The organism is Chelatococcus sp. HY11, assembly GCF_018398335.1.
Classification (GTDB): domain Bacteria; phylum Pseudomonadota; class Alphaproteobacteria; order Rhizobiales; family Beijerinckiaceae; genus Chelatococcus.
The window spans coordinates 968,970-994,889 of the sequence record NZ_JAHBRX010000001.1 but is presented as its reverse complement, the minus strand read 5'-3'; the positions used below and the strand labels follow the sequence as shown (position 1 = coordinate 994,889).

Genomic DNA, 25,920 nt, shown 5'->3' with positions numbered 1-25,920 from the left:
GCAGCTCAATCACCGATCGCAACGCCCTCGCGCCGGCTGTCGGCCCCGCCCAGAAAGCCGGACGGCGTCAGGACAATCGCCTGGGTTCCCGATGTCATCGGCATGACGGCGACCTGATGGCCAAGCGCCTCCAACGGCGCCTTCCAGGCCTCGGCCTCTGTGCCCGCCTCCAGCTCCGTCGGTCCGTTGCGGCTGCCGATATTCGGCCAATCCACCGCAACCTGCGGGTCAAGCTTCCAGTCGAGAATGGCGACGAGCGTCTTCGCGACGAAATTGATGATCTGGCTGCCGCCAGGCGACCCGGTGACCACGTAAAGCCTGTCGAATGCGTCAAAGACGATGGTCGGCGCCATCGAGCTGCGCGGCCGCTTGCCGGGCTCGACCCGGTTGGCGACCGGCTTCCCCCCCTCGCTCGGCGCGAAGTTGAAGTCGGTGAGCTCGTTATTCAGGAGGAACCCGCTCGCCGTCATGATGCGCGCGCCAAAGCCGCTCTCGATGGTGGTCGTCATCGACACCGCGTTCCCATCCGCGTCGACGACGGAAATATGGCTGGTGCCGTTCTCGATGCCCTCGGACGGTGCGAACAAGTGCGACCGGCGAGCGAAGGGCGGCTCCCCCGCCGTTGCCCGGCCCATGGACCGATCAGGCCGCATCAGCGCTCCCCGGTCACGCAGATAGTCCGCATCGAGGAGCCCGCGCACCGGGACGGCCAGAAAATCCGGATCGCCGAGATACTGGGCCCGATCGGCATAGGCGAGCCGGCCGGCCTCCGCGATCCAGTGCACGGCCTCGGCGCCCTGCCCTATCCGTGCGAGATTCTGCTTCTCAAGCGTCGCGAGCATCTGCGCGATCGCGATGCCGCCGGAACTGGGCGGCCCCATGCCGCAGACCGTATAGACACGATAGGGTTGGCAGATCGCCGGGCGCTCCGCGATCGCATAGGCCTTGAGGTCGGCCAATGTCATGCCGCCGGGGTTTTTCGCGTGGCCGCCCACGCTGGCGACGATGTCCTCCGCGATGGGCCCGGAATAGAAGGCATCCATGCCGTCCCGCGCCAACACCCGCAGGGTTGCGGCCAACGCGGGGCTTTTCAGCAGGGCGCCCACCGCTTTCGGATTTCCGTCCTCCGCGTAGAAATACACCCGCGCCCGCGCGTCGGCACGTAACGCCTGCTCCTGGCCCAGCAACCCGTTGAGCCGTGGAGAAATCGCGAAGCCATCCTCCGCCAGCCGGATCGCCGGCTCGAACAGGCGCGCCCAGGGCAATCGTCCCCAGCGCTTGTGGGCCGCCTCCAGCAGGCGCGGCGTGCCGGGCACACCGACCGAACGGCCGCCGACAACAGCCTCCATGAAAGGCATCGCGTTGCCGTCCGCCGTCAGGAAGAGCTCCGGCGTCACGGATGCGGGCGCCGTTTCGCGACCATCAAGGGTCACGAGCGCACGCTTTGCCGCATCCCAGTGCAGCATGAAGGCGCCGCCACCGAGGCCGGAGCTCTGCGGCTCGGCCAGATTGAGGACAAGCTGCACCGCGATCGCAGCGTCCACCGCGCTGCCCCCGGCGCGCAGTATCTCGCGTCCGGCCTCCGCTGCCAGCGGATTGGCGGCGGCGACCATGAATTCGCGCGCCTCGCCGAGAACACGACCCGTGCGTTTGGTCGCGCCTTCTGGCGCGGGCGCGAGAGCCTGAGCCTCGACATCAGATGATGCGACGGTCGCTACCAGCGACGCGCCAATCACGGCCGCACCGCATGTCCGGACAAAAGATGCGCGCCAAGATGAAAACCGGCTCATTGTCTTGCCCCCGTGCTTTTTAGCAAACGGCTTTGAGACCCGAGCGCAGAAGGGCGACGGCAAACTCACCTGAACTCTCGCCAGTCATCCCATGGCGAAAGCCGGATCGATCCGGAAGGCGCCGATCACGCCCCCTGCCTGTTGGGCCGCGCCTAACATCGCGCCAACAAGCTTATCTGTCCATTACGATATCTGGTGAGATGCGGTCTCTGGCGTGGCAGCGCAACCGCAACTCCTGTTCCGAAAGCTCTCTGCCGGCAGCGAGGCAACTTCTGCGAAGCCGTCGCGCGAAACCGCGCGGCGATCCGCAGAGACATCAGGCGGGCAGACCCAGAGCGCTTGCCCAAACGCCGATCATGCCGACGAAGAGACCGAGAGAGGCGAGTTCGATCACCCGACCGAAGAACCACTGAACCATCGTCCTGCTCCTCTATGTTTTCTATTTGTTCTCATTAATTCACTGTTTGTTCCATGGCAATCCAAAGGGACGCTTATGGATAACGGGGAATAAATTTGTCAGGAACTGCCTATCGCCTCATCAAACCAGGCCTGATCCCGGGAATTGGGGTCTCTCATTCACCACACGGACGAACATCTCCTCCCGCCCGCTGACGCAGCGAAACGTGAGGGCGCGACGCGGGTTAAGCCAATCGACATTCAGCTGCGAGAACGCACTCTCGGTTCGCGTTATCCCGGCGGCCGTTGTCAGGCCGGGTTTCCCCGGCTTGGCTTTCCAAGAGCGACAGGCAATAGCCATGTTGCGGCCAGCAGGGAAGGACCAAGGCCCCCACCGTTCATAGATCCCCTTCCCGTCGCCGCGCGACGCCGGGGACCCGCGCTGCCGTACCTTCGGCCGCTGAGCTAAATCTGCCGGGATATCCTCGAGCTTCGCTTGATCTCAAGGCGAAAAATAAGTTGCCAGCTAAATAACAACCCGCCGCTCTTACAGTCGCTGCCGTGGAAACTGGCGAACCGGGCCACGCCGGCAGCTGTCGCATTTTTAAGAAAATCAATATAATTCAATATATTATTGCAAATTAACGCGAATAAACCGGCAGCATCCGGCGATCGAAAAGACCCTGCTCTCCATTTTGCCAACCAAACCCGCGATAAAAAGCCGGCTAATAAATACATATGCGTGACTGTCCCGATGGACAGCCACGCACGATAATCGTTTCACTTGCGCTGCTGTCAGCGATAACTCTCGCGCTACCGGCCGCCAAGCGCGCGATAGATCTTGCTGCCGGCACGTCCTGTTGCCGGCATGCCCATGGCCTGCTCGGCGGCGGCAATCGCCGCGCGGGACTGGGCGCCGATCTTGCCGTCCGGCACCCCCACATCGTAGCCACGGGCGGCCAGTAGCTTCTGCAACTGGAGGCGTTGGGCGCGCGACAGGCCGGGGTCATCCGTGGGCCACGGCGTCCGTAACGCGGGGTGTCCAGCCATCCGATCGGCGAGATGCGAGATCGCGAGCGCGTAGGATTCCGCTTGATTATAGGCATAGATGGCATTGAAATTGGGATAGACGAGGAAGCCCGGCCCGTTGGGCCCCGCTGGCAACAGAAGCCCCGCCTCTCCGTCGCCCGAGAGCGGGCGGCCATCGGCGCGCGTCACGCCCCGGCCGGCCCAGGTCGCGAGCGAGGCCCGGTTGTTGCGGCCCGTGGGGCCTTTGTAACCCGATGGTACAGCGACCTCGATCATCCATGGCTGGCCGGTGCGCCAGCCCGCCCGCTTGAGGTAATTCGCCGTCGACCCCAGGGCATCAGGAACCGACTTGACGAGATCGCGGCGTCCGTCGCCGTCAAAATCGACCGCCAGCCGCTGGTAGGTGGTGGGAATGAACTGGGTCTGGCCGAAGGCGCCCGCCCATGACCCGTAGAGCTCGTCAAGCGTAAGATCGCCCTGGTCGACGAGCTTGAGCGCGGCCATCAGCTCGCCGCGCCAGAAGGCCTGGCGCCGCCCCCCTTCGCAGACGAGCGTCGCGAGGGCATGCGGGAGAAAGTTGTCCCCCGCCTCCGACCCGAAATTGGTCTCGACCCCCCACACCGCGGCGATGACATGGCGATCGACCCCGAAACGCTGCTCGGCTGCGCGCAGGACGCGATCGTATTTGCGCATCATCGCCTGCCCATCCCGCACGCGCTCCTCATCGACGAGGAAGCCCATGTAGTCCCAGATCGGCGTCTTGAATTCCGGCTGGACCTTGGACAGCCGCAGGACCTTGTCGTCCGGCTGGTTGATGGCCAATGCCTGGGCAATGACGTTCTGGCTGATGCCGGCGCGCGCTGCATCTGCCCTGATCTGGCTGATGCACTGCGTGAAATTCGCCGCCGCAGCGCCCGTTCCCATCATCCAGGCCGTCGCGATCAAGACCATGTGCCGCATATAGAGTTCCTACCGATGCTATCGAGGGTTCACCATGATTTCGCGCAGGCTATCATGGTTAATCCTTTCAAAATGTTACCGCCGCCCGCAGTTGCGTAAGCAGATCTGATTAAAAAACCCGGATTAAGGCTCTGATCGAGGATCAACTCCCTGCATCGGTGAAGGTTGCGGGATTATCCGCAACTGCCAGCATAAGGGCGCGCGATGCAGCAGAATAATGAGCGGCGGGCGGCACCATCCCGCGGGTGGACTCGTTCCAAGGCTCCGCTTGACAGCCGTCCGGGCTTTTCCCATAGAGTTGTCACATTCCGAGGGGGGTGCCGTACGGCACTGAGATAGCGGTGAGCTGGACCCTTGAACCTGATCCGGGTGATGCCGGCGTAGGAACGGAACATGGGCTTTCCCGACACCCCGCTCTCGTCTTCGCATCGCCCTGATCCTGGCTCGTTCGCTGGGGTTCACGCCATGTGCCTTGCAAGACCGCGTCCTGCCCCCCTCGCCCCTCCGCGCCGCGAAGCGTCCTGAGGCTGGACGGCATGCGCGTCACCCTGGCCGCCCTTCGCATCGCAGCAACGCTTGTCGTAGCGTGGCAAGCCCTGATCTGGATGGCCCGGCCGCCGGCTTATATCCTGCCGCCGCCGCTGGAGGTCGCCGCGGTTTTCTTGCGCCAGCCGTCATTTCTCCTGACGAACAGCCTCACCACCCTGTGGGAGATTTTGGCGGGCTTTGCGCTGGGGGCCTCCCTGGGCATCGGCACCGCGATCACCATCGCGGCCCTGCCCCGTCTCGGCAGGCTCGTATGGCCGCTTGTGCTGGTGCTGCAGTCCTTTCCCGTCTTCGTCCTCGCGCCGGTCCTGGTGCTGTGGTTCGGCTTCGGCCTCGCCTCCAAGGTGGTGATGACGACGATCATCATCTTCTTTCCGGTGGCCTCGGCCTTTGCCGACGGGCTCCGGCGCACGGATCCCGACCTGCTCGATGCGACGGCCCTGACGACCGCCACCCACTGGCAGACGCTCGTTCATGTGCGCCTGCCGCTCGCCCTGCCCGGCCTTGCCTCTGGCCTCAAGGTCGCGGCGCCGCTCGCGCCGCTTGGCGCGGTTGTCGGCGAATGGGTCGGCGCGTCGGCCGGTCTAGGATTTGTCATGGTACAGGCCAATGCCCGCATGCAGACCGAGACGATGTTTGCCGCGATGCTGATTCTGGCCGCGATGACGCTCGCGCTGCGAGGCATCGTCGATCGCCTCACCCCCTGTCTCACCCCCTGGGCCCAGAACACCTGAACCGCCCCGCGCACAGGAACACGCCATGATCCACAGAGCCCTTCTCACAATCGCCCTCGGTCTCGCAACGGCCACGGGCGCCTTCGCGCAGACGACGCCTTCGGCCGCCCCTCCGGATAAGGTCGAAAAGATCAAGGTCTTGCTCGAATGGTTCGTCAATCCGGACCACGCCCCCATGGTGGTGGCCAAGGAGCTTGGCCTCTTCGCCAAGGCGGGCCTCGACGTCGAGCTGCTGCCGCCGTCGGATCCGTCGATCGTGCCGCGTGCCATCGCATCCGGCCAGGCCGACATTGGCGTGCACTACCAGCCAAGCCTCTATCTCGACCACGCGGCGGGCATCCCCCTCGTCCGCTTCGGCACCCTTGTGGAAACGCCGCTCAACACCGTGACCGTGCTGGCGAATGGCCCCATCAAGTCATTGGCGGACCTGAAGGGCAAGAAGATTGGCTTCTCCGTGTCCGGCTTCGAGGATGCTCTCCTCCAGCGCATGCTGGCCTCGGTCGGCGTCGACAAGGGCGATGTCGAACTCGTCAATGTCAATTTCGCGTTGTCCCCCTCGCTGATCAGTGGCCAGGTCGATGCCACCATCGGCGGCTTTCGCAATTTCGAGCTGACGCAGATGCGCCTCAAGGGGCATGAGGGGCGCGCCTTCCTGCCGGAAGACAGCGGCGTTCCGGCTTACGACGAACTGATTTTCGTGACGCGCCCCGATCTCCTAAAGGACAGCCGCCTCACCCGCTTCCTTGACGCGGTGGAACAAGGGGCGATCTATCTCACGAACCATCCGGAAGAAGGTTGGAAGCTGTTCATCAAGGCCTATCCGGATCTCGACGACGCGCTGAACCGGCAGGCCTGGATCGACACATTGCCCCGCTTCGCCAAGCGCCCGTCAGCGCTCGACAGGCGCCGCTACGAACGCTTCGGCCAATTCATGCTCGACGCCGGCCTGATCAAAGCAGCGCCAGCCGTAGACGACATCGCTGTCGCGTTGCAGTAGCCGACAGCGGCATCCGGGTAGCGACCGCGCGATGGCCTCTCTCCAAGGGCGCGCGCTGCAGACCGGCCAGCCGCGGGCGCATGGGTATCAGATCGCCTGCGCCGTGTGAGAGCGGTGTCGTTATTCCGGGGCTTCGCTCAGCGAAGCACCCGGAACCCAGAACCGGTGGCGTGTCCGTGGGGAGCACGGCCACGCCACGCTTGCCCTCAAAGCGCGCCAGTCCTGGTTTCCGGGCTCAGGCCTTAGGCCCGCCCCGGAATGACATATGCGCACGGATCAGTCGTAGAAGTTCGCGTTGCGCGACACACCGGTCAGAGCGATGTCGTCATAGACATATTGCTCTTCCAAACCGAAATTCTGGCTGTGGAAGATGACGCTCTTCAGGACCTGGGTTTCGAGGACGGCGTTGTCGTCCCCCTCGACCTCGCCGGCCTCCTGCACGTAGGCGAGCGCGCCGTTCACGGTCCAGCTATGCGCGTCCTTCCCGAAGTTGAATTGCAGCGTCACCCAGCCGTTATCGTCGAAGGGCAGGTAATAGTCCCAACCATCATCGGAATTCCAGAAGCGGAAGCCGGTGAAGGTCTCGCCCTCGGCGAGGCCCGCCGCGGCGCGCTCCTCGGCTGTCAGCCTCAGCGAGGCCTCGGCGTCGACATATTCCGCGATGGCGTATCGTCCGCCATTCGAGAGAGTCCCAGCCAGGTTCTGCAACTGGATCCACGCGCCGCTGAGCTGCGCCTGACCATCGCCTTGCCAGTCCGGATCGATGTAGAACTTGTATTCGGCGGTGCTGCCGTGGGTGAGATCGATCGGTCCGGTCGCGAGATCGCGGATCAGCGTGCCCTGATAGCGGTTCATCCCGGTCTGATCACCGCCGGGGTTGATGACGAACTCGATCGCCTGTCCCTGATCGCCATCGGTATCGACCGTATGGATCTGCTGGAGCACACCGCGATCCTTGATCCAGTGATCAGCGAGGCTGTTCCCCGTGGGGCTGTCGGGACTGCCGAGGGAGGCGCCGTCATTGATGCCATCGTCAAGATTGACGACTGTCCGCACCAGATCCGGCCGGTAGACATCATTTTCTGCGTCCCACTTGTCGGCGGGAGAGAAATCGAGCGGCGGATAGCCGTCCTCGTAAGGCCGCGCGCCGAAGGCCTTCGCCTCATCCGTACGGGGATCCGGCTGCCCGTTGAAACGATCCCCGATCGCGGCGTCCGTCACATTGGCCAGGAGATTGTCGTGCAGCGACTGCTGGCGCGCGGCGAAATCCGGCACGCCACCCACCTTCGTCTGCACGACGTCGGTTATGGCCGCCCCGCCATCCGCGAGATACGCCGCGTAGATGTTGGAGAGCTGGACATTCGCGAGATTGACCCCGACGTTGTAATAGTCCCCTCCAGGGGCGCCAGCGTAATACTGGGCATCACCATTAGCCCAGAACAGGATAAACTTGTCGCTGATATCGCCACTCGCCGTGCCGACAACGTCCCATACGGCTGAGGGGCTGTTGTTGCCATCGACGCGAACCCCCGAGAGGTTCAGCGCCTGATGCGACTGATGGTTCTCCGACAACGCGGGATAGTCGACATCAATAATCAGTCGTGCGTTCGCATCCACGTCGATCTGCCGCGCGCCGGTGAAGATGGCGTCGCTGCCGGCGACCGTAACCTTGGCCCCGTTGGTGATCGCCAGGCTCAGGAGGCCCGCGAGCGGCACCTCCAGCGCGGCCCGACCGGCCGCGGTCACGATGGCTGACGTTCCATCTGTGCTCAACGCGACTGTCGCATCGACGGCTGTGATCTCCAGCCTGCCTGTCGCGGCATTGAAGACGGCGGCAGGCGTCAGGCTCGTGTCGGCGACCATCACCGTGACAGGCGCGACCCCAGGCACGCCGAGCGACAGCGTTTCCTGCCCTTCGGTCAAGGCGTCAGCGCGGAAATGGACCGTGATAGCAGCGAAGCCATCCTCGCCGACGATGAAGCGTGTCGGAAGCGTGCCATCGATATCGTCCGCGTCGACCGTTCCGCCCCAATTGATGGCGACGATGCTACCCGCAGCAACATGGGTTGTCGCGAGGGTGAAGGTGACCGATCCACCTTCGCTGGCCGTCGAGGCGGATGCCGTCACCGCGTAAGTGGGGCTTGGCTCGGGTTCCGGCTCAGGCTCAGGTTCCGGTTCCGGCTCGGGCTCAGGTTCCGGCTCTGGTTCCGGTTCAGGTTCCGGCTCGTCATCTTCGATGAGCGAACCATGATCCTCATCGATCACGCCATCGGCGACATCATCGAGAAAATCCCGGAGATTGTCTCCGGCGAGGTCCTGAAACTCCGCGCTGCCGAGGAAGGCCGACGACAGCTGATTGCCTGTAATCCGCCCGGTTTCGATAAGCCCGACCCAGAATTCAAAGCCCGCCTGATCGGGTTCACGCCCAAGAATATTCTTGTAGAAGATACCGACGAGATCTTCCGCAGAGACGTCTTGACCGATGTCTGGATGGAGTCCCTGAAACTCCTCGGAATGCGCAAACGCGCCGAGAAGATCGGAAAAAGACGCAGCACCGCTACGAAATTGCTCCGTCCAGAACGCCAATCCCGCGGCGTCTGGCGCACGGCCCAGCGCTCCTTGATAGAGAGCGATGACGGGCAGGATCACTTCATGCAGGTCAACGTATTCGGCGGACCCGCGGAAGGCCTGCTCAAGGTCCGCCAAGGAATAGCCATCGGCAAGAACGCTTTCCCAATAGGCGACCTCGTCGGCGGCCGGCGTGCGCAGCAGCAGGCTCTGATAGAGGCTAACAATATCTTGCGTCATTTATCCCCCCAAAGCTGCAGGTGGCACATCCCCCAACGTGCAAGAAAGCCCTGCTTTTCCGCTTAATTTATAAACAACATTCCAGAGTTGGCAATAGAACATATGGCCCGGAAAATCCGAGTGGAACCGATGGTGCGAACGACCTCGATGGCTTCTCCTTAAGATTTGAGGGCATGAAGGCGGCTCAGCTGAAACATGGCGGCGAAGATCTCGCCCGTCAGTCGCCTGAAGACGCGAGCCAGATATCCATCCACGGCCCTCGTCCAACGCCGATGCGTCTAAAAAGGCGTCGGAGCCCACTGTGGGACAATTCTCTCGGGAGCCAGTGGTCCTCGTGCTATCGCGCAGAAGACCTGTCGTAGGAAGGAGGCTATAGTGAAGCTGCCTGAAAAGGATGCATGAGGCGTTCCCATGATGACGATGCCGGCGATGATGGCTTTGGAACTTGGCAGGCAGATCGCCGACGATTTCCGGCGCCTGTATGGATCGTCCGCCAACGACGAGGCCGAACGGTTGGGCTACGCGGCACAGATCGCGCTGGAGTGCATCGGCCGCAGTGACGCCCTGTATCACAATGTCGAGCACACGTTTTTCGTCACTTTGGTGGGGCGGGACATCCTTCACGGTCGCATGTTGAGTGAGCGCGTCGATGCCCAGGACTACGCGCACATCATCGTGGCTTGCCTCCTTCACGACATCGGATATGTCCGCGGCATCCTGAAGGGCGACAGTCATGATCGCTTCGTCATCAATGCGGATGGCAAGACGGTCACACTCCCACGCGGCGCTTCGGACGCGGCGCTTGCCCCCTACCATGTGGACCGTTCGAAGCTCTATGCGCTGGAGCGTATCGGGCCGTGGTACAACCTTGACGCTGAACGCGTTGCCCATGCGATCGAATACACCCGCTTTCCAAGCGGACCGATCGACCACGACGGGTACAACTCACGCGAGGGACGTCTCGTACAGGCTGCCGACCTGATAGGGCAACTCGGGGATCCGCTTTATCTGAAAAAGGCCAACGCACTGTTCCACGAGTTTCAGGAATGCGGGCTCGACACCCAGCTTGGTTATGCGACGCCGGCGGATATGGTCGAGCGATATCCGGACTTCTACTGGTCCAGCGTCTCGCCACACCTGAAAGAGGCCATTTCATATCTGAATGTCACCGCGGCCGGCCGGCAATGGATAGCCAATCTGCATAGCCATGTCTTCTGTGCCGAACACGCGTTCACTCTGATGGGCCCGCAACGGTAGCCGGGCACGGCAATACAGCCACGGGATGATCCGCAAATGGGCGAGCTCTGGCCGGAATAAAGCATCACAAGCGGCATCCCCGTTTCCGGACTTCAACCAGCATATTCGCTGGGGAGGTCCCGGACACATCTGGCGATACGAATGGGATGGATGGCGTCCTGCCGCCTCGCTGTCCATCTCGACGTGCGGGTTACGGACTTTCCGGGCGCCGCTCTTGCCGCGACAAGGCTTGTCAACTGGACGCGGCGCTCGCGTGTTACGCGGCATACTCTAGCAGAACGCGTCAATTTTGATGAGTATCAATGACAACTTATACCGATAAGGATAGTCTTTGTCCCGCATCAGTCACATGTTCACGTTACTGGTAAAATTGATGTAAAGTGCCGCATACTATTCTATAGAAAATTGAGGGACCTTCGGGCAATCGCATCTCAGCAGTCCGCGGACATTGTCATTCCACCGATACTGACATGGAGCAATGCTATGACGAATGAGAATGGTAGCCACGATCTAGTCACCCGCACCGGTCTTGTGCTTCATGTGCGGCCCGTGCGGCCCGGCGATGAGAAGGCTCTGGCGGAATTTTTTTCCCGCGTCGCGCCGGAAGACCTGCGCTTCCGGTTTCTGGCAAGCATGAAGGAGGTCGGTCACGAGCGGCTGATCGCAATGACTCACGTGGATCACCATCAGACAGAGCACTTCCTAGCCTTTGCCGAAGACGGGAAATCGGTTGTCGCAACGGCCATGGTCGCCTGTGACGCGAATTTCGAACGGGCCGAAATCGCGATTTCCGTTCGCGCGAACGACAAGCACAAGGGTGTTGCCTGGGAGTTGCTTCGCTACGCCGCGGATCACGCGCAGGCAAGGGGCGTCAAGATACTGGAAGCAATCGAGAGCCGCGAGAACCACGAAGCTCTAGAGGTCGAACAGGAGCAGGGTTTCGTTGCAACGAGCCATCCCGACGACCCAAGCCTGGTGCAGATCCGGAAGACCCTCGCCTAAAGCATTTTCGAGCGAAGTGAACCCGCTTCACCTGAAGATAATGCTTCACGTGAAGATAATGCTTGGCAACGAAGATCAGCGGCGCAGAAGACGCGTCGCTGCCGTCCGATCGCGGCGGCGCGCCATCCGAGATTGGGCTTTTCCGCCAGGTTGAGAACGCGGAGCACTCCGGGCGTCAATATGGATGGGCCCGGACATCACATGCCATACCGTCCCCACGCGCACCGCCTGTTCCAGGATCAGCTTCGACGCACGCGAGGCGGAGTGAGAACGGCTTGCTCAGCGTGTGCAGACCTGCACACGGCGCACGACCCACCGCCCTCTATGATCCCTCATCCGGCGATTTTCCCACCAGCACCGTCTTGGCGCCGGCCTGACATGCCTTGGCGGCGGCGGGCGTCCCCATTGCGCGAGTTCCACCCCCGTCTGCGGCACGTTCAATTGTGCTGGTTGCAAGGGCCCAGCGAGAGCGCCGCCTGAATAGACGGCTGAGATGAAACAGCCGGCGATAACCATCGCCCCAAACTTATAAACCAATTCTTCCTCCTTGGAGTGAACAACGGATGATCGTTACCGCGTCCTGTTTTGCCGCGAGAAGCAGGCGACGGGCACCGTCTGCTTGCCCTCCCGCTCCCCTCTCGTGACTGCGCATGGGCTGCCAGCCCGGATGGAGCTTACGGGTTCCGCACAGGCGGAGCCCCGTGAAGCATGCCCGTGCTTAGAAGCGCCAGATAAGTGGCACGATAAAGACCGCGACGACAAAGAACCAAATCAGCAACGGTAAGCCAAGTTTCCAGTAGTCGCCGAAAGCATATCCCCCCGGGCCCATGACCATCAGGTTCGTCGGCGTCGCGATCGGGGTCAGGAACGCGCCCGCCGCGGCCACCGTCGTGCTCATCAGCACCGGCTTCGGCGAGATCCCCATGCTCACCGCCGCCGCGACCCCGATCGGAATGACGATCAGGGCTGTCGCCGTGTTGCTGATGAGCTGCCCCATGATGGCGGTGAGGACGAACAAGCCGGCGAGCAGGGCGATCGGCCCGGCGTCGCCGACCAGGTAGACGAGACGTTCAGCCAGCATCTTGGCCGCGCCGGTTTCGACCATGGCGGTCGAGAGCGGCATCATCGCACCGACGAGGATCACCGTGGTCCAGCTGATCGCGCGATAGGATTGCTCGACGCTCATGATCCCGGACAGAATGATAGCGCCGGCCGCCAGCAACCCGGCGACCGCCGGAGGAACGACGCCTGTGGCGAGCAGCAGCACCATGGCGAACAGGATAGCGACGGCCTGCTTCGCGCCCGGGCCCATCGGGACGGCCTGACGCCGGACCAATTCGGGTGAACTCACCACCAGGACATCCGGGTCGTCGAGGTGAATATCGAGGGCCTTCCAGGTTCCCTGCAGCAACATCGTGTCGCCGGCCTGCAGCATGATGCCCCCACCATCCTCCACCGCTTTGGCGGCCGCGAGCTCGGCCCCGGCACGCTGCACAGCCAGGACAATCAGATCGCCGCTCTCGGTGACCATTCCGGGAAACACGTTCTGGCCAATCAGTCCGGAGCGCGGGGGGATCACGACCTCGGCGAGGCCCGACCGCTGATTGAAAAGCGTTCCCTCCCCCTCGCCCGACTTGACCGCCTCGCGGAAAGCAAGATGCATGTCCGCCGCCAGTGTCGCGGCAGCCTCCGCCTCACCGCGCACCAGAAGATGGTCGCCCTCCGCGATGAGCGAGCGGCGCAACGGGCTTGCCGTCTCCCCTTCTTGAACGGCCACGAGCTGCAAGCCTGGATAGGCGGCAAAATCGACGGCGGACGACGTCTGCCCGATATAGGGAGACGTGGCCCGGACACGCATCTGGTAAATCCCGCTGGCTAATCCGTACTGCTCGACCAGGGTCTTGGCGTGCCTGCTGAAATCGGAAGGCATGCTCGCGCCATTGCGCTCCGGCAAAAGGCGCTCCCCGAACAGAACGATGATCGCCATCGTCCCCGCCAACAACGGAATGCCGACGAGCGCGAATTCGAAGAAGCCAAACGCCCCGACACCCGCATCGCTTCCCGCTTCCGAGACCAGGACGTTCACGGGGGTCCCCGTCAGCGCCAGCATCGAGCCTGCATGGGCGGCGAAGACGAGCGGCATCAGCAGTTGCGATGCGTTACGCTTCAGCCGGACGGCTATGACGACGACGACCGGCAGCAGCGCCGCGACGGCGCCATTGACGCTGATCAGAGCCGTCAGCACAGCGACAAGGCCCATCGTGAACAGCAGAAGACGGGTCCTGCTCTCCTCCCCCGCCCCCTTGATCAGGAGTTGCCCCGCCCAGGCCGTGACGCCCGTCATTTCCAGACCGGAACTGACGATGAACAGCGAGGCGATGAAGATCACAGCGGGATCGCCAAGCCCGGCGAGGGCCTGCGGCAAGGTCAAGACACCCGTCGCCCACAGCGCCAGCGCGACCATCATTGCGACGAGGACGACGGGGATCTTGTTCCAGACGAACAGGACGACCGCAACGGCAATGATCGTGCCGGTGTAGGCTATCGGGCTCAAACTCAGCTCCCTATTGGACTTCGCCGGACCGTCCGGCTGCCAGCGCGACATGAGGGTGGCAGAAGGACACTCCGGCCAACGCTCAGTCCTCCAGGGTCGCCATCAGGATGCCGAGGCGGCAACCTTTCTCATATTCATCAAGGTTCACATATTCCCTGATGGTATGGATCTCCGCCTGCCCCGCTCCAATGGTGACCGTTGGAACACCATGCTTGTCGAGCCAGTTCGCGTCGAGCCCTCCGTTCGAAAACAGATAGGTTGGCTCGATGCCAAGGAGCCCGAGCGCCCTGGCCGCGCGTTTGACGACAGGAGCGTCCTTGCCGAGCTCAAAGGGCGGATAGGCCGGCTTGTGGCTGAATTTGACCTCGGCGACCTGTCCGTCGTGGTCCTTCACCATGCCCTGCGCCTTCGCGAAAGCTTGCTTGTAGCCCTCGGCGATGCTCGTTGCGAAGGAGGCATCGGGACTGCGCGCCTCGCCACGAATATAGGCGTAATCCGTGACGACATTGGTCGCGTCACCCGCCGGCTTGCCATCCCGGCCACCGAAGATTCCGACGTTGCTGGTCCCCCGGCCGTCAGGCTTGACGACCTTGCCGAACCAGCCGGCCTGTTGTGCCTCCGCGAGGGCGATGGCACCGACAAGCGTGGCGGAGATGCCCTTGTCGGGCGCGACGCCGGCGTGGGATGCCTTGCCCGTGATCTCGACCTCCCAATTCTCCTGACCGACAGCCCCGACGATCAGCTCCGAGGCAAGCTGGCCATCGACATTGATGCACATGACCGCGCCGCCGAGATCGGCGGGGTTGAGTTCACGCGCGCCATGCAGGCCGCTCTCTTCGCGAACGGTGAAAAGCAGCGTGATCGGCGGATGGGGGAGCTTGTTTTTGATCAGCGTTTCGGCGAGCACGACGAGGAGCGCGACGCCCGTGCGGGCATCGCCACCAAGCGCGGTGGTACCGTCCGAGACGATGCGGTCGCCTTCACGCCGAGGCTTCACCCCAGCACAAAGCGGCACCGTGTCGAGATGCGTCGAGAACAACAGGCGCGGGCCCGGCCGCGTACCAGGCAGATCGACGATGAGATTGCCCGTCTCCGTTGGCAGGGGGATACGTTTATTGACATCGTCAAAGCGGATCGCGGAGGCCGGCACGCCGGCCTTCTTCAAGGCATCGCTGACGGCGGCGGCGATATTCGCCTCCTGCCCGGTCACGCCTTCAACCGAGAGAAAGCGCATCAGATGATCGACGGCGGACTCAACATCGAGAGGTACGGCGGAGCTACTCATGGTGTCATCCAATCAGGTGAAAGTTGGGGTGTTTCACGCGACACGCGCGGGCATCACAGCCCCCAGGGCAGGCCAAGAACTTTCCAGAATGCGAAAAGCGCGGTCCACAAGATGAACATCCAGACGACATAGGGGAGCATCAGGGACACGATCGTACCGACGCCCGCCGATCGGTCGTATTTCTGGGCGAAACCGACGACCAGAGCGAAATAGGCGTTGAGTGGGGTGATGGCGTTCATCGGAGAGTCACCGACACGATAAGCCGCCAGCACGGCTTCCGGCTCGACGCCCAGCTTCATGAGCAACGGGACGAAAACGGGAGCAAAAATCGCCCATTTCGCGATCGCCCCGGTCAGAAGCAGGTCGATGATCGCCACCACCACGATGAAGCCTAGCAGCAGCGGCAAGGCACCGATATTGGCGGCCTGGAGTGCCCCTGAGAGGCTGAGCGCCATGACCGTGCCGATATTCGTATAGGTGAAATAGGCGACGAACTGGCTCAGCACGAAAAAAAGGAAAATTGTCCCGCCTAGGCTTTTGATCGACTTCTCGATCGCCGCGATCACTTCCGGGAGCGTTTTCAAGGTGCCCGCACCGATGCCAAAGGCCCAGCCGGTCACCAGGAACATGAGCATGATCAGGGCGATCAGGCCGTTCATGAAGGGCGAGTTGCCGATCAATTCGCCACTTGCGGGATTGCGCAAAGGCGCCCCTGAAGGCAGCGTCAACACACAGAAGACTGCGATCAGCGCCAGCAGTCCAAAACCAGCGAAACGAAGACCGCGAGACTCCTGCTCGGAGAGCGCGCTGCCCTGCTCCGTGGTTGTTCCTTCAGACGCAAGATTCGGATCGTAGGTGCCGAGCCGTGGGGCGATGATGCGGTCTGTAATAAAGGCGACCACAACCGTCAGAAAGAGCACGGACGCGATGGAGAACCAGAGGTTCGAGGCAAGACCGATGGAGCGGTTGGGATCAACGAGATGGGCCGCATCGTTGGTGAATTCGACAAGCACGGCATCGAGAGGCTTGATCAGCATATTGACCGTGAATGCCCCGGCCACCGCCGCGAAACCGAGGGCAAGGCCAGCGAGCGGATGGCGGCCGACGGCCAGATACGCGATCCCCGCGAGCGGGATCAGCACCAGATAGCCCGCGTCCGCGGCGATGCTCGCGAGGATGCCGACGAAGGACAGGATATAGGTCAGCGCCCAACCGGGCGAGACGATGACCAGCTTACGGATCAAAGCCGTAACAAGGCCGGACTCTTCGGCAACGCCGGCGCCGATCATGGCGACGATCATGAGCCCGACGGCGGTGAAGCTCATGAAATTCGGAATGAGCGATGAATATATAAAGCGAATACCGTCAGTGTTGAGCAGACTGCGTATCGCGGTCGTCGCCATTTCGACCTGATGCGTATCCGGATTGATGCGCTCGAATGTGATCGACGCTCCAAACAGGCTGAGCACCGCTGACAGCACCATGACGATGCCAATGAGGATCAGGAAGATCACGACGGGATGAGGAACCATGTTCCCCACCTTCTCGACGGCATCGAGAAATCTCTGCATCGTCGTCTTTGGCGCGGTAATTTCGACAGTCATCTCGCCCTCTCCCGCGCTGAACGTTCCGCCTCTCAGGGGGGAATGTAGCCGGCTCGGCAATCCGAAACCTGCCCGGATTGTCATTCTTGAGGGAACTTAGTCCGCCCTGCCGATTGAACATCTGCACAGAATCCCAATCCTTGGACCCCTTGTCCCAAATTTTGCCGGGATGGCTGCAACGGATCCGCCTTTACCCCGCTTGCTGCCGTCACATGTGTTCTTTATGTTGACTTGGCCTCGGCAATTTTGTGGATCCGCTCTCAATGCTCCAGGGGTGCTGATGCCAGAATCACGCCCGGCGCTGTACCGGTCCCCGCCCCTGTCGATCCTACCTGCCCTCCATGCGATGTTCTTGTTCCGGAGCCTTTGAATAATGCCGGCTGGCTTCTCCTGGTGGCGCAATGGATTGCCCCTGCTGGCTCTCGCGCTTGGCCTCAACGCATGCTCCTCTGTGCCTCGCGGGATGCTGCAGCCGGTAGCGCCGGCTCCGGGCGCGGCGCGGGTCGACATGCTGGCCGCGACGACCAGGGCGCCATCGAGCGATCCCGGAGTTCTTTTCACCGGTGATCGCGGGGAAACCGTATCCTTCGCGAATATCGTCGTCTCTATCCCGCGCGATCGCGAGGTGGGAACCATCCAGTTTCCACGGTCCTCGCCCGGCAATTCCGAGACGGACTTCACGGTGACCTCCGCGACACCGGTCTCCAAGGCCCATCTTGCGGACTGGTTCAGGTCCAGAAACGGCCGGAAGCGCCGCGTCTTCGTATTCGTACACGGCTTCAACACGCCATTTGACCGCGCCGTCTTCCGTTTTGCCCAGTTGGCCCATGACGCGGATGCCAACGCGGCACCGGTTCTTTTTTCCTGGCCCTCACGCGGGCGCCTTCTCGACTACAGCCGGGATTTCGACAACGCGTCCTACTCGCGCTCGGATCTCGCCTATCTCCTGCGGGTGGCGGCGAGCAGCCCCTTCGTGGGCGAGATCACCATCCTCGCCCATTCCATGGGCAGCTGGCCCGCCGTGGAGGCGATACGCCAGCTCGCTCTGGAAAAGGGAGGCGTGCCAAAGAAGATCGACAATCTCATCCTTGCCTCTCCAGATCTCGACATAGGCGTCTTCCGGCGCCAGATCGAGGACATGGGGTCGCGGCGGCCGCGCGTGACCCTGTTTGTCGCGCAGCATGACCGGGCCTTGCAGCTTTCGCGCTTCATCTCGCGGGGCGCTACACGCCTGGGTGGAATAGACGTCACGCGTGACGAGTACCAACAGCAGCTGGCGGGTCTGTCGGGAGTTACTGTTCTCGACCTGAGCGCACTCAATGCGGGCGATCGCATTAATCATGACCTCTATGCCGCGAGCCCGGAGGCGGTCCGCCTGATCGGCGACAGACTATTGCAGGGCCAGGTGATCACCGACTCCGATCTCTCGTCCCCGCTAGTCGCCGCGGATGCACTTGGCTCTGCCGCAAGCCTTCTCATAACTGCCCCTATCCGCGTGTTCGATACCGCCACATCGCGCTAGCCTTGCATTGACAACGATCATTGTCCGACAAGGGCGGCTTTGAATGTCGTTCGGGATAACAGGATGCCGAGGCGGCGGCAGACGCCGTTGGCAGCGCAATTCAATGGATAGCCGGCTGCGACGGCAGACGGGCTTGTGGGCCACTGCAAATGGTCGCCCCCCCCCCGAGACTTCAAGCCGCCTTCGGGCTGGAATAGCTCGTCACAAAAGTATCAGGCCCCTCCCCGCATATGGAGCGGCGTTACAATTTGTTTCCACTCCGGCACTTGCCAATAGTACCGGGCGGCGGCACATTTTTTGCTGCCGATATGTTCGGTTCCAAGGTCATGTCCAGTGCTTTAGGTTGACACAAATAGCTGGAAGGAAGCTGTCGTGCCGACCACGTCTTACTCCAGTTCGCGCGGTTCCAACGGAGCCATTTTTGGCGGCCACTTCTCAAGCGGGAACGTGCCAAACCGGGATCAGTTGAGTGCATGGCGATTGATGCTGTCAGAAACGACTGATCTTTTACCGACAACGAGAACGTCTGAGGCATTCGAAGCCGATAGCTCATTCTGGGTTTTCGGCGATCTTGTCCTGACAAGAACGCTCTACGCGAATGCGCGCGCGCGCCATTGGCGACACAGGCCCAAGCCCTTCCGGGATTACTGGTGCGTGGCGCTGGCTTATCACGGCGATGGCAGGACATCGGCCCCGGAGGTCCTGCGACCTGGCTCCTCGAATTTCAGCCCGCTCGCCAGACCGTTTGAGGAACGAGCAGAAAATACGGAAGTATTAACGCTGTTTCTACCGAGGGACTTCTGCCGGAATGAGGACGGGGATGTCGATCGCGGCGAGGATCTGGAGATAAATCAAGAACTTGGCGCCCTGCTTGCCGGCCATATGGAAAACCTCGCCCGGCATCTGCCGCATATTCCTCCCGAACAGGCGCAAGGCCTGGCTGAAGCAACACGTTCGCTGGTAGCGGCCTGCATAGCGCCGCGCAAGGCGCATGCCAAGGCAACGGAGGTGTCGCTCAGCGCCCTCCTCATCGACCGTATCCGCCTGATTGTCCGCCAGAACATGGCTTCCCCGGATTTCGATCCAGAGCAGCTCGCCCGGCTTATGGCGATGTCCCGCTCGAAGCTCTATCGGCTTTTTGAGCATGCGGGCGGTGTCGCTCATTTCATCAATCGCGAGCGGCTGAGGGAAGCGCACCGCCATCTGACTTCATCGGGTGATTCCCTGCCAATCCATGTGGTTGGCAACGAAGTTGGTTTCATCGACCACTCCACCTTCAGCCGGGCCTTTCGACGCGAGTTCGGCTACAGCCCGAGCGAGGTGCGTGAGCGCAGCCTGGCGGAGCAAGCCCTGAAGTCGTTTGACCTCTCGCCGCAGGATGCAAGTCAGGACGACCTATGCCCTGACGATGCCATGTCTTCCCCGGGTGCAAGCCCCAAGGACGCGACATCCCGCACCCTTACCCGGCCCGCGGCGTAGCCCGCTGGCTTCCGGGCGGGGGACTGATGCGCGGCTCTTTGACAAACGGAGTGTCGGGACATCATTCCATGTTCTGAGCCGCTGCCCGCCCCGCTCACCATATGATTGCTCGATCGGATTCCCGCCCTTGGCGTCATTGCCATGCTGCTCCTTTCAGAGGCAAAAAACAGTTCCCGCTGCCGCATCGACCAGGCCGGGTTTTCAACAAAGATTGGGATGAGTAGCGAAGAGTTGGGATTCTGAGCTCATCCCCCCGTTGCCGACTATTGCTAGCTTCCCTCGCTGCTTTCAAAAAAAGCGGCGCGATGGCGCTCGCCCGGCGCCTGGGCTTTTGTGGGCCATGCCCGACAGCTGTCAGGGGAAGTAATGTGATGTATCCGAACGGTTCGCCGGGACAATGCTTCCCGACAAGCGGATGGACGGAAGCGGTGCTTCGAAACGTGACCGTCGACACACAGGAAAAGCCCTCGGCATGACAGCGCGCAGGAAAGACCAGCACCTCTTGGCCGCTGCCCTTGTGGTCATCCTGCCTGGATTGGCTGCCTGCCAGCGCGAGGAAGCCAAGCCTCCTTCGCCTGTCCGGATCGTCCGCACCATTACCGTCGAAAAGCAGCCAGAGGCTGCACATACGATTTTCACCGGGCATGTGGAGGCTCAGGACAGAGCAGCCTTGTCATTCCGTATCGGCGGACGAATGGCGGAACGGACCGTTGGTATCGGCGCGACAGTCAGCGAGGGTGAGGTCGTCGCTCGCCTCGATCCGGAGAATGAGCTCAACGATCTGCGCTCGGCGCGCGCCGCCCTGACGGCGGCCCAAGGTCTCCTGCGCAAGGCGGAGAACCAGTTTCAACGCCAGAGTCACCTCCTCGAACGCAACGTGACGACTCGCGCCGATTTCGAGCTCGCCGAACAGGGCCGCACGGCCGCACGCGCGCAGGTTGATGCGGCCCAGGCGCGTGTCACCTCGGCGGAGGATGTCGTCGGCTTCACCACCCTGAAGGCTGACGCGCCGGGCGTCGTCACGAGGGTCGGGGCCGAACCGGGCGAGGTCGTCACGCCTGGACGCATGATCGTGGAACTTGCCCGGCGGGACGGGCGCGACGCGGTTTTCGAGGTGCCTGCCGACGTCATCCGCTCGCTCACCCCCAACGCACCCGTCCGCGTGGCCCTCGCCAGCGATCCCGGCGTCACCGTCTCCGGCCGTGTCCGTGAGATCGCACCCCAGGCGGATCCGGTGACAAGAACCTTCAGGATAAGGGTTGGACTGTCCGACCCGCCGCCAGCCTTCCGTCTCGGATCGACGGTTTCAGGCACGATCGCTGGCAGCGACGCATCGGTCATCGCGATACCGGCGACCGCCCTGAAGCAACAGGGACAGGAATTCGGCGTGTGGATCGTCGATCCCCAGAAACTCACCGTCTCCATGCGCAAGCTCGACATCGTCAGCGCTGATCCAGCGACCGCCCTGGTCGGGAAAGGGCTCTCATTGGGCGATATCGTCGTCACGGCCGGCGTCAATCAGTTGCGCCATGGCCAGCAGGTGCGGCTGACGGGAACGGAAACACGATGACCTTCAATCTTTCCGAATGGGCGCTCAAGAACCGTTCCGTCGTCATCTATCTCATGATCGTCGCCGTGGCCGCGGGCTTGTTCGCCTTCCAGCGCCTTGGCCGCAACGAGGATCCCTCCTTCGTCATCAAGTCGATGGTCGTCTCTGCCGCCTGGCCGGGAGCGACGATCGAGGATACGCTGACCCAGGTCACCGAGCGTCTCGAGCGCCAGCTTGAGGAGACGCCCGGTCTCGATACCGTGCGCAGTTTCACGACGCCGGGCGTCACGACGATTTTTGTCCAGTTGGACCAGGCAGTCCCGGCGCGCGATGTGCAGGACACCTGGTATCGTGTCCGTAACCTTGTCGCGGACATCCGCCACACGCTGCCGGCCGGCACGGTTGGCCCGTTCTTCAACGACCGGTTCGGAGATACCTTCGGCATCATCTACGGGTTCACCGCGGACGGATTTTCCGGCCGCGAACTGCGAGACTATGTCGAGGCGGCACGTTCGCGTCTCCTGCTGGTCCCCGATGTCTCCAAGATCGAGATCATCGGCGCCCAGGATGAGCGCATATTCGTGGAATTCTCGGTGAGGGAACTGGCCAATCTCGGCATTGACCGCAATACCTTGCTCGCCGCCCTGCAAAGCCAGAACGTGGTGCGTCCCGCCGGTGTCATCCAGACCGAGGACGAGAAGCTCTCTCTGCGTGTCTCGGGAGCATTCCAGTCCGAAGCGGACCTCATGAACGTCAACTTCCCCGTTGGCGATCGCATGGTACGCCTCGCCGACATCGCCACGGTGCGACGTGGCCATGCCGACCCGCCGCAGCCCATGTTCCGCGTCAATGGTCAGGAAGCGATCGGCCTCGGCATCGCAATGCGAGACGGCGGCGACATTCTGGCCCTCGGCCAGAACATCAAGAACGCGATGACCGAGATAACAAGCAATCTGCCGCTCGGCATCGAGCCGCGGCTGGTTGCCGACCAGGCCGTGACCGTCGATCATGCGATCGCTGATTTCATGACATCGCTCTGGCAGTCCATCGCGATCATCATGGCCGTGAGCTTCATCAGCCTCGGCGTGCGCCCGGGTCTTGTCGTCGCGCTGTCCATTCCCCTGACGCTCGCCGTCGTCTTCGCCGTGATGCTCGTCAGCGGCATCGACATGCAACGTATCTCGCTGGGCGCGCTCATCATCGCGCTGGCGCTGCTCGTCGACGACGCCATGACGACGACGGACGCGATGGTGACACGCCTCGCGGCCGGCGAGGCAAAGACCAAGGCCGCGACCTACGCGTTCAAAAAATACGCCATGGCGATGCTGGCGGGGACTTTGGTCACGATCGCGGGCTTCGTACCCATCGGCTTCGCGGCAAGCTCCGCCGGCGAGTACACATTCACCCTCTTCGCCGTCGTCAGCATAGCCTTGGTGGTCTCCTGGTTCGTCGCGATCATCTTCGCGCCGGTGCTCGGTGTCGCCATGCTGAAGGCCCCCGACAGCAAGGCGACGAAAGCCGAGCCAGGACGTGTGGAGCGGACCTTCCGACAGTTGTTGTCCGGCGCCATCAAGCTCCGCTGGGTCACGATCGCGGTCACGCTGGTGCTGTTTGCCCTGTCCGTACTGGCGATGCCGCTCGTCCCACGGCAGTTCTTCCCGGCCTCCGATCGACCCGAGCTGCTCGTCGACCTGACGCTCCCGCAGAACGCGTCGATCTACGCCAGTGAGGATCTCGTCTCCCGCTTCGACGCGGCCTTGAAGAACAATCCGGATATCGAGCGCTGGAGCAGCTACATCGGGCGCGGCGCGATCCGTTTCTATCTGCCGCTGAACGCGCAGCTCCCCAATGACTTCTTCAGCCAGGCCGTCATCGTCGCCAAGGACGTCGCGGCCCGCGAACGGCTGCAGGCCAAGCTGGAGGAGATGCTGGCGAATGACTTTCCGAACGTCGTCGCCCGCGTCTATCCGCTCGAACTCGGCCCCCCGGTCGGTTGGCCGGTTCAATATCGCGTCAGCGGACCGGATATCGCGGAGGTTCGCTCGATCGCCATGAAGGTGGCGCAGGTCATCGCCGCCAATCCGCAGGCCGAGCAGGTCAATTTCGACTGGATCGAGCCGTCGCGGGAACTGCGCCTGCGGGTCGATCAGGATGAGGCGCGCCGTCTTGGGCTGAGCTCCCAGGCGCTGGCCTCAGCGCTGAATGCGGTGGTGTCGGGAACGGTCGTGACGCAGGTGCGTGACGACATCTATCTTGTCGACGTGGTGGTGCGCGCGCAGGACGCCGACCGCGTTTCCCTGGAGACGCTGCGGACGATGCAGGTCGCCCTGCCCGGAGGGCGCTCGGCACCCCTGTCGCAGTTTCTCACCTTCGAATACGGATTGGACGCGCCGCTGATCTGGCGCCGCGATCGCATTCCCAATCTGACGGTCGCGGCTGATGTCAAGCAGGGCGTCCTGCCCGAGACCGTCGTATCCGCCCTTGAACCGTCCATCGAGGCGTTGAACAAGACACTGCCGCCCGACTACGCGATCACCGTCGGGGGAACCGTCGAGGAGAGCGCAAAGTCACAGGCCTCCGTCATCGCCGTCGTGCCCGTCATGCTGTTGATCATGTTCACGGTGCTGATGGCGCAGCTCCGGAGCTTCCGGCTGCTCGCCATCGTGCTCAGCATCGCGCCGCTCGGTCTCATCGGTGTGGTTGGCGCGCTTCTTCTGTCAGGTAAACCGCTCGGTTTCGTCGCGCTTCTCGGTATCCTCGCCCTGATCGGCATCATTACAAAAAACGCGGTGATCCTGATCGGCCAGATCGAGGCGGAGCGCGAAAGCGGCAAGACGATCGTGGAGGCCGCGCTGGACGCCAGCAGCACCCGCTTCCGGCCGATCATGCTGACGGCGATCTCGACCGTCCTCGGCATGATCCCGATCGCCCCGACGGTATTCTGGGGCCCGATGGCCTTCGCCATCATGGGTGGACTGCTGGTTGCGACCGTGCTCACGCTGATCCTGCTCCCGGTGCTCTATGTCGCCGTGTTCAACAGGGGCACGTCCTCGGAAGGCGGGATGAGCGCGGGAAGAACGTCCACCGCTGGAGTATCGGCGCCATGATCCCGACATCCAATCATCAGGTCAGGGGCCACCGCTTCCGTGGCTTGTCCATCGGAATGGCCTCCGCGTTGATGCTCTTGTCACTTGGCGCCTGCCAGCAGGAAGCCGCCGCGCCCGCCGAGGGACGTCCCGTCAGTGTAGTGAAGGTGGAGGCGGGGAAGCTCTCCAGCGACATCACGCTCAGCGGCGAGATCCAGGCGGAAAAGAATGTCGGGCTTGCGTTCCGGATAGGAGGACGGGTCGCGGAGCGTCTGGTCAATGTCGGGGACCGCGTCTCCGCCGGGCAGGTGGTGGCGCGCCTCGATCCAACGCTTGAGCGCAATCAGCTCGTGGCCGCGAAAGCAGCCCTCCAGGCGGCCCGAGGCGAGGTCAATACCACACGCAACACCTTCGAGCGCCAGGACCGGCTGATGGCACAGGGTTTCACGACGCGGCCGCGCTTCGACCAGGCGCTGAAGGCGCAGGAGGCTGCTCAGGCGCAACTCGAAAACGCCGAGGCGCAGCTCGACCTCGCCCAGGACAGGCTTGGCTTCACCGAACTGCGGTCCGGCATCGAAGGTATCGTGACCGCACGGACGATCGAGCCTGGCGAGGTCGTGCAGCCCGGGCAGGTCGTTCTCCAGGTGGCGCGGGAGGACGGCCGCGACGCGGTCTTCAACGTTCCCGCCCGGCTTCTGGAGACACAGGCCGATGACGGCACCGTCTTCGTGACATTGGCTGACGCGCCGACCGTCACGACGACTGGGCGCGTGCGCGAAGTCTCACCGCAGGCTGACCCGGTGACACGCACCTTCACGGTCAAGGTCGGCCTGGACAATCCCCCGGAAGCCATGCAGCTGGGCGCGACGGTTGTCGGACGGCTGGAACTCTCCACCGCCGCGATCATCGCGATACCCGCCAGTGCCTTGACCCAGCAAGGTCAGTCGCCGGCGGTCTGGATCGTTGATCCGGCGACGTCGACGGTCTCCATGCGCACCATTGATGTCCTGCGCTTCGATCCCGGACAGGTCATCGTCTCGCAGGGGCTCGAACCGGGAGACATCATCGTTTCGGGCGGGATCCAGGCCCTCCACCCCGGCCAGCGCGTGCGTCAACTGACGCCGATGCCCGCAGGCGGCCGCACGGCCACAACTGATCCACAATCCGGCAAGCGCGGAGTTCCTCCCACCTAGGCCGGAAGTTGCCGCTTCCGCGCCGGGCCGCGGACCTCGGCGGTGCGGCGATCCATCATCGACCGCGCCCGGCAGCCGCAGTTGATGAGCTCCCGATGGGCTTGCGCTTATTCGAAAGGACGGCTGTCC

General features: G+C 62.8%; 15 protein-coding genes and 1 riboswitch. Of the genes, 9 read left to right on the top strand and 6 right to left on the bottom strand.

The genetic code is table 11. The features are described 5' to 3' along the window. Positions 1-5 precede the first annotated feature (5 nt). Both ggt and KIO74_RS04780 read right to left on the bottom strand, forming a co-directional pair. Entirely contained in the window at positions 6-1,736 is a 1,731-nt protein-coding gene (ggt, locus tag KIO74_RS04785) for a gamma-glutamyltransferase (RefSeq protein ID WP_291978819.1), read from the bottom strand. Between the two features lie 1,263 nt (positions 1,737-2,999). After that, complete coding sequence (locus tag KIO74_RS04780; RefSeq protein ID WP_213330941.1) at positions 3,000-4,175, bottom strand: lytic murein transglycosylase; 1,176 nt, start codon at positions 4,173-4,175, stop codon at positions 3,000-3,002. Between the two features lie 301 nt (positions 4,176-4,476). Further along, positions 4,477-4,579: riboswitch (TPP riboswitch) on the top strand. A 132-nt stretch (positions 4,580-4,711) separates the two neighbouring features. Between KIO74_RS04780 and KIO74_RS04775 the strand changes: the two genes are divergently transcribed. Together KIO74_RS04775 and KIO74_RS04770 are read left to right on the top strand one after the other, a co-directional pair. Then, entirely contained in the window at positions 4,712-5,455 is a 744-nt protein-coding gene (locus KIO74_RS04775) for an ABC transporter permease (protein ID WP_213330940.1), read from the top strand. A 28-nt stretch (positions 5,456-5,483) separates the two neighbouring features. Beyond that, the gene (locus tag KIO74_RS04770; RefSeq protein WP_502762100.1) at positions 5,484-6,452 is read left to right on the top strand and encodes an ABC transporter substrate-binding protein; all 969 of its coding nucleotides are present in this window, start codon (positions 5,484-5,486) and stop codon (positions 6,450-6,452) included. Positions 6,453-6,728: 276 nt separating this feature from the next. On the opposite strand, the gene KIO74_RS04765 is transcribed toward KIO74_RS04770, so the two are convergent. Then, the gene (locus KIO74_RS04765) at positions 6,729-9,260 is read right to left on the bottom strand and encodes a DUF4214 domain-containing protein (protein WP_213330938.1); all 2,532 of its coding nucleotides are present in this window, start codon (positions 9,258-9,260) and stop codon (positions 6,729-6,731) included. 411 nt (positions 9,261-9,671) lie between these two features. Here KIO74_RS04765 and KIO74_RS04760 point away from each other — a divergent pair, with 411 nt between their 5' ends. After that, positions 9,672-10,517, top strand: coding sequence for an HD domain-containing protein (locus KIO74_RS04760; protein ID WP_213330937.1), 846 nt, complete (start codon positions 9,672-9,674; stop codon positions 10,515-10,517). 483 nt (positions 10,518-11,000) lie between these two features. Next, a complete protein-coding gene (locus tag KIO74_RS04755; protein ID WP_213330936.1) occupies positions 11,001-11,519 on the top strand; it encodes a GNAT family N-acetyltransferase in 519 nt (172 codons plus the stop codon). Between the two features lie 718 nt (positions 11,520-12,237). On the opposite strand, the gene KIO74_RS04750 is transcribed toward KIO74_RS04755, so the two are convergent. The 3 genes from KIO74_RS04750 to KIO74_RS04740 all read right to left on the bottom strand — a co-directional run bounded on the left by KIO74_RS04750 (position 12,238) and on the right by KIO74_RS04740 (position 16,962). After that, positions 12,238-14,073 carry an SLC13 family permease gene (locus KIO74_RS04750; protein ID WP_213330935.1) on the bottom strand — a complete coding sequence of 612 codons (1,836 nt, stop codon included), beginning with the start codon at positions 14,071-14,073 and terminating at the stop codon, positions 12,238-12,240. An 82-nt stretch (positions 14,074-14,155) separates the two neighbouring features. Then, on the bottom strand, positions 14,156-15,358 hold the full coding sequence (locus KIO74_RS04745; protein ID WP_213330934.1) for a M20/M25/M40 family metallo-hydrolase: 1,203 nt from the start codon (positions 15,356-15,358) through the stop codon (positions 14,156-14,158). Between the two features lie 53 nt (positions 15,359-15,411). Next, on the bottom strand, positions 15,412-16,962 hold the full coding sequence (locus tag KIO74_RS04740; protein ID WP_213330933.1) for an AbgT family transporter: 1,551 nt from the start codon (positions 16,960-16,962) through the stop codon (positions 15,412-15,414). A gap of 373 nt (positions 16,963-17,335) precedes the next feature. Between KIO74_RS04740 and KIO74_RS04735 the strand changes: the two genes are divergently transcribed. From KIO74_RS04735 to KIO74_RS04715, 5 genes are all read left to right on the top strand, one after another. Beyond that, positions 17,336-18,484 (top strand): alpha/beta hydrolase, encoded by a 1,149-nt coding sequence (locus KIO74_RS04735; protein ID WP_213330932.1) that lies wholly within the window; start codon positions 17,336-17,338, stop codon positions 18,482-18,484. A 654-nt stretch (positions 18,485-19,138) separates the two neighbouring features. Next, entirely contained in the window at positions 19,139-19,963 is an 825-nt protein-coding gene (locus KIO74_RS04730; protein ID WP_502762021.1) for a helix-turn-helix transcriptional regulator, read from the top strand. A 472-nt stretch (positions 19,964-20,435) separates the two neighbouring features. Next, complete coding sequence (locus KIO74_RS04725) at positions 20,436-21,533, top strand: efflux RND transporter periplasmic adaptor subunit (RefSeq protein ID WP_213330930.1); 1,098 nt, start codon at positions 20,436-20,438, stop codon at positions 21,531-21,533. Then, complete coding sequence (locus KIO74_RS04720) at positions 21,530-24,619, top strand: efflux RND transporter permease subunit (RefSeq protein WP_213330929.1); 3,090 nt, start codon at positions 21,530-21,532, stop codon at positions 24,617-24,619. Before KIO74_RS04725 ends, KIO74_RS04720 begins: the two co-directional genes overlap by 4 nt. After that, positions 24,616-25,791: an efflux RND transporter periplasmic adaptor subunit gene (locus KIO74_RS04715; protein WP_213330928.1), complete on the top strand. Its 1,176-nt coding sequence runs from the start codon at positions 24,616-24,618 to the stop codon at positions 25,789-25,791. The genes KIO74_RS04720 and KIO74_RS04715 overlap by 4 nt, the downstream gene beginning before the upstream one ends. Positions 25,792-25,920: the final 129 nt, after the last annotated feature.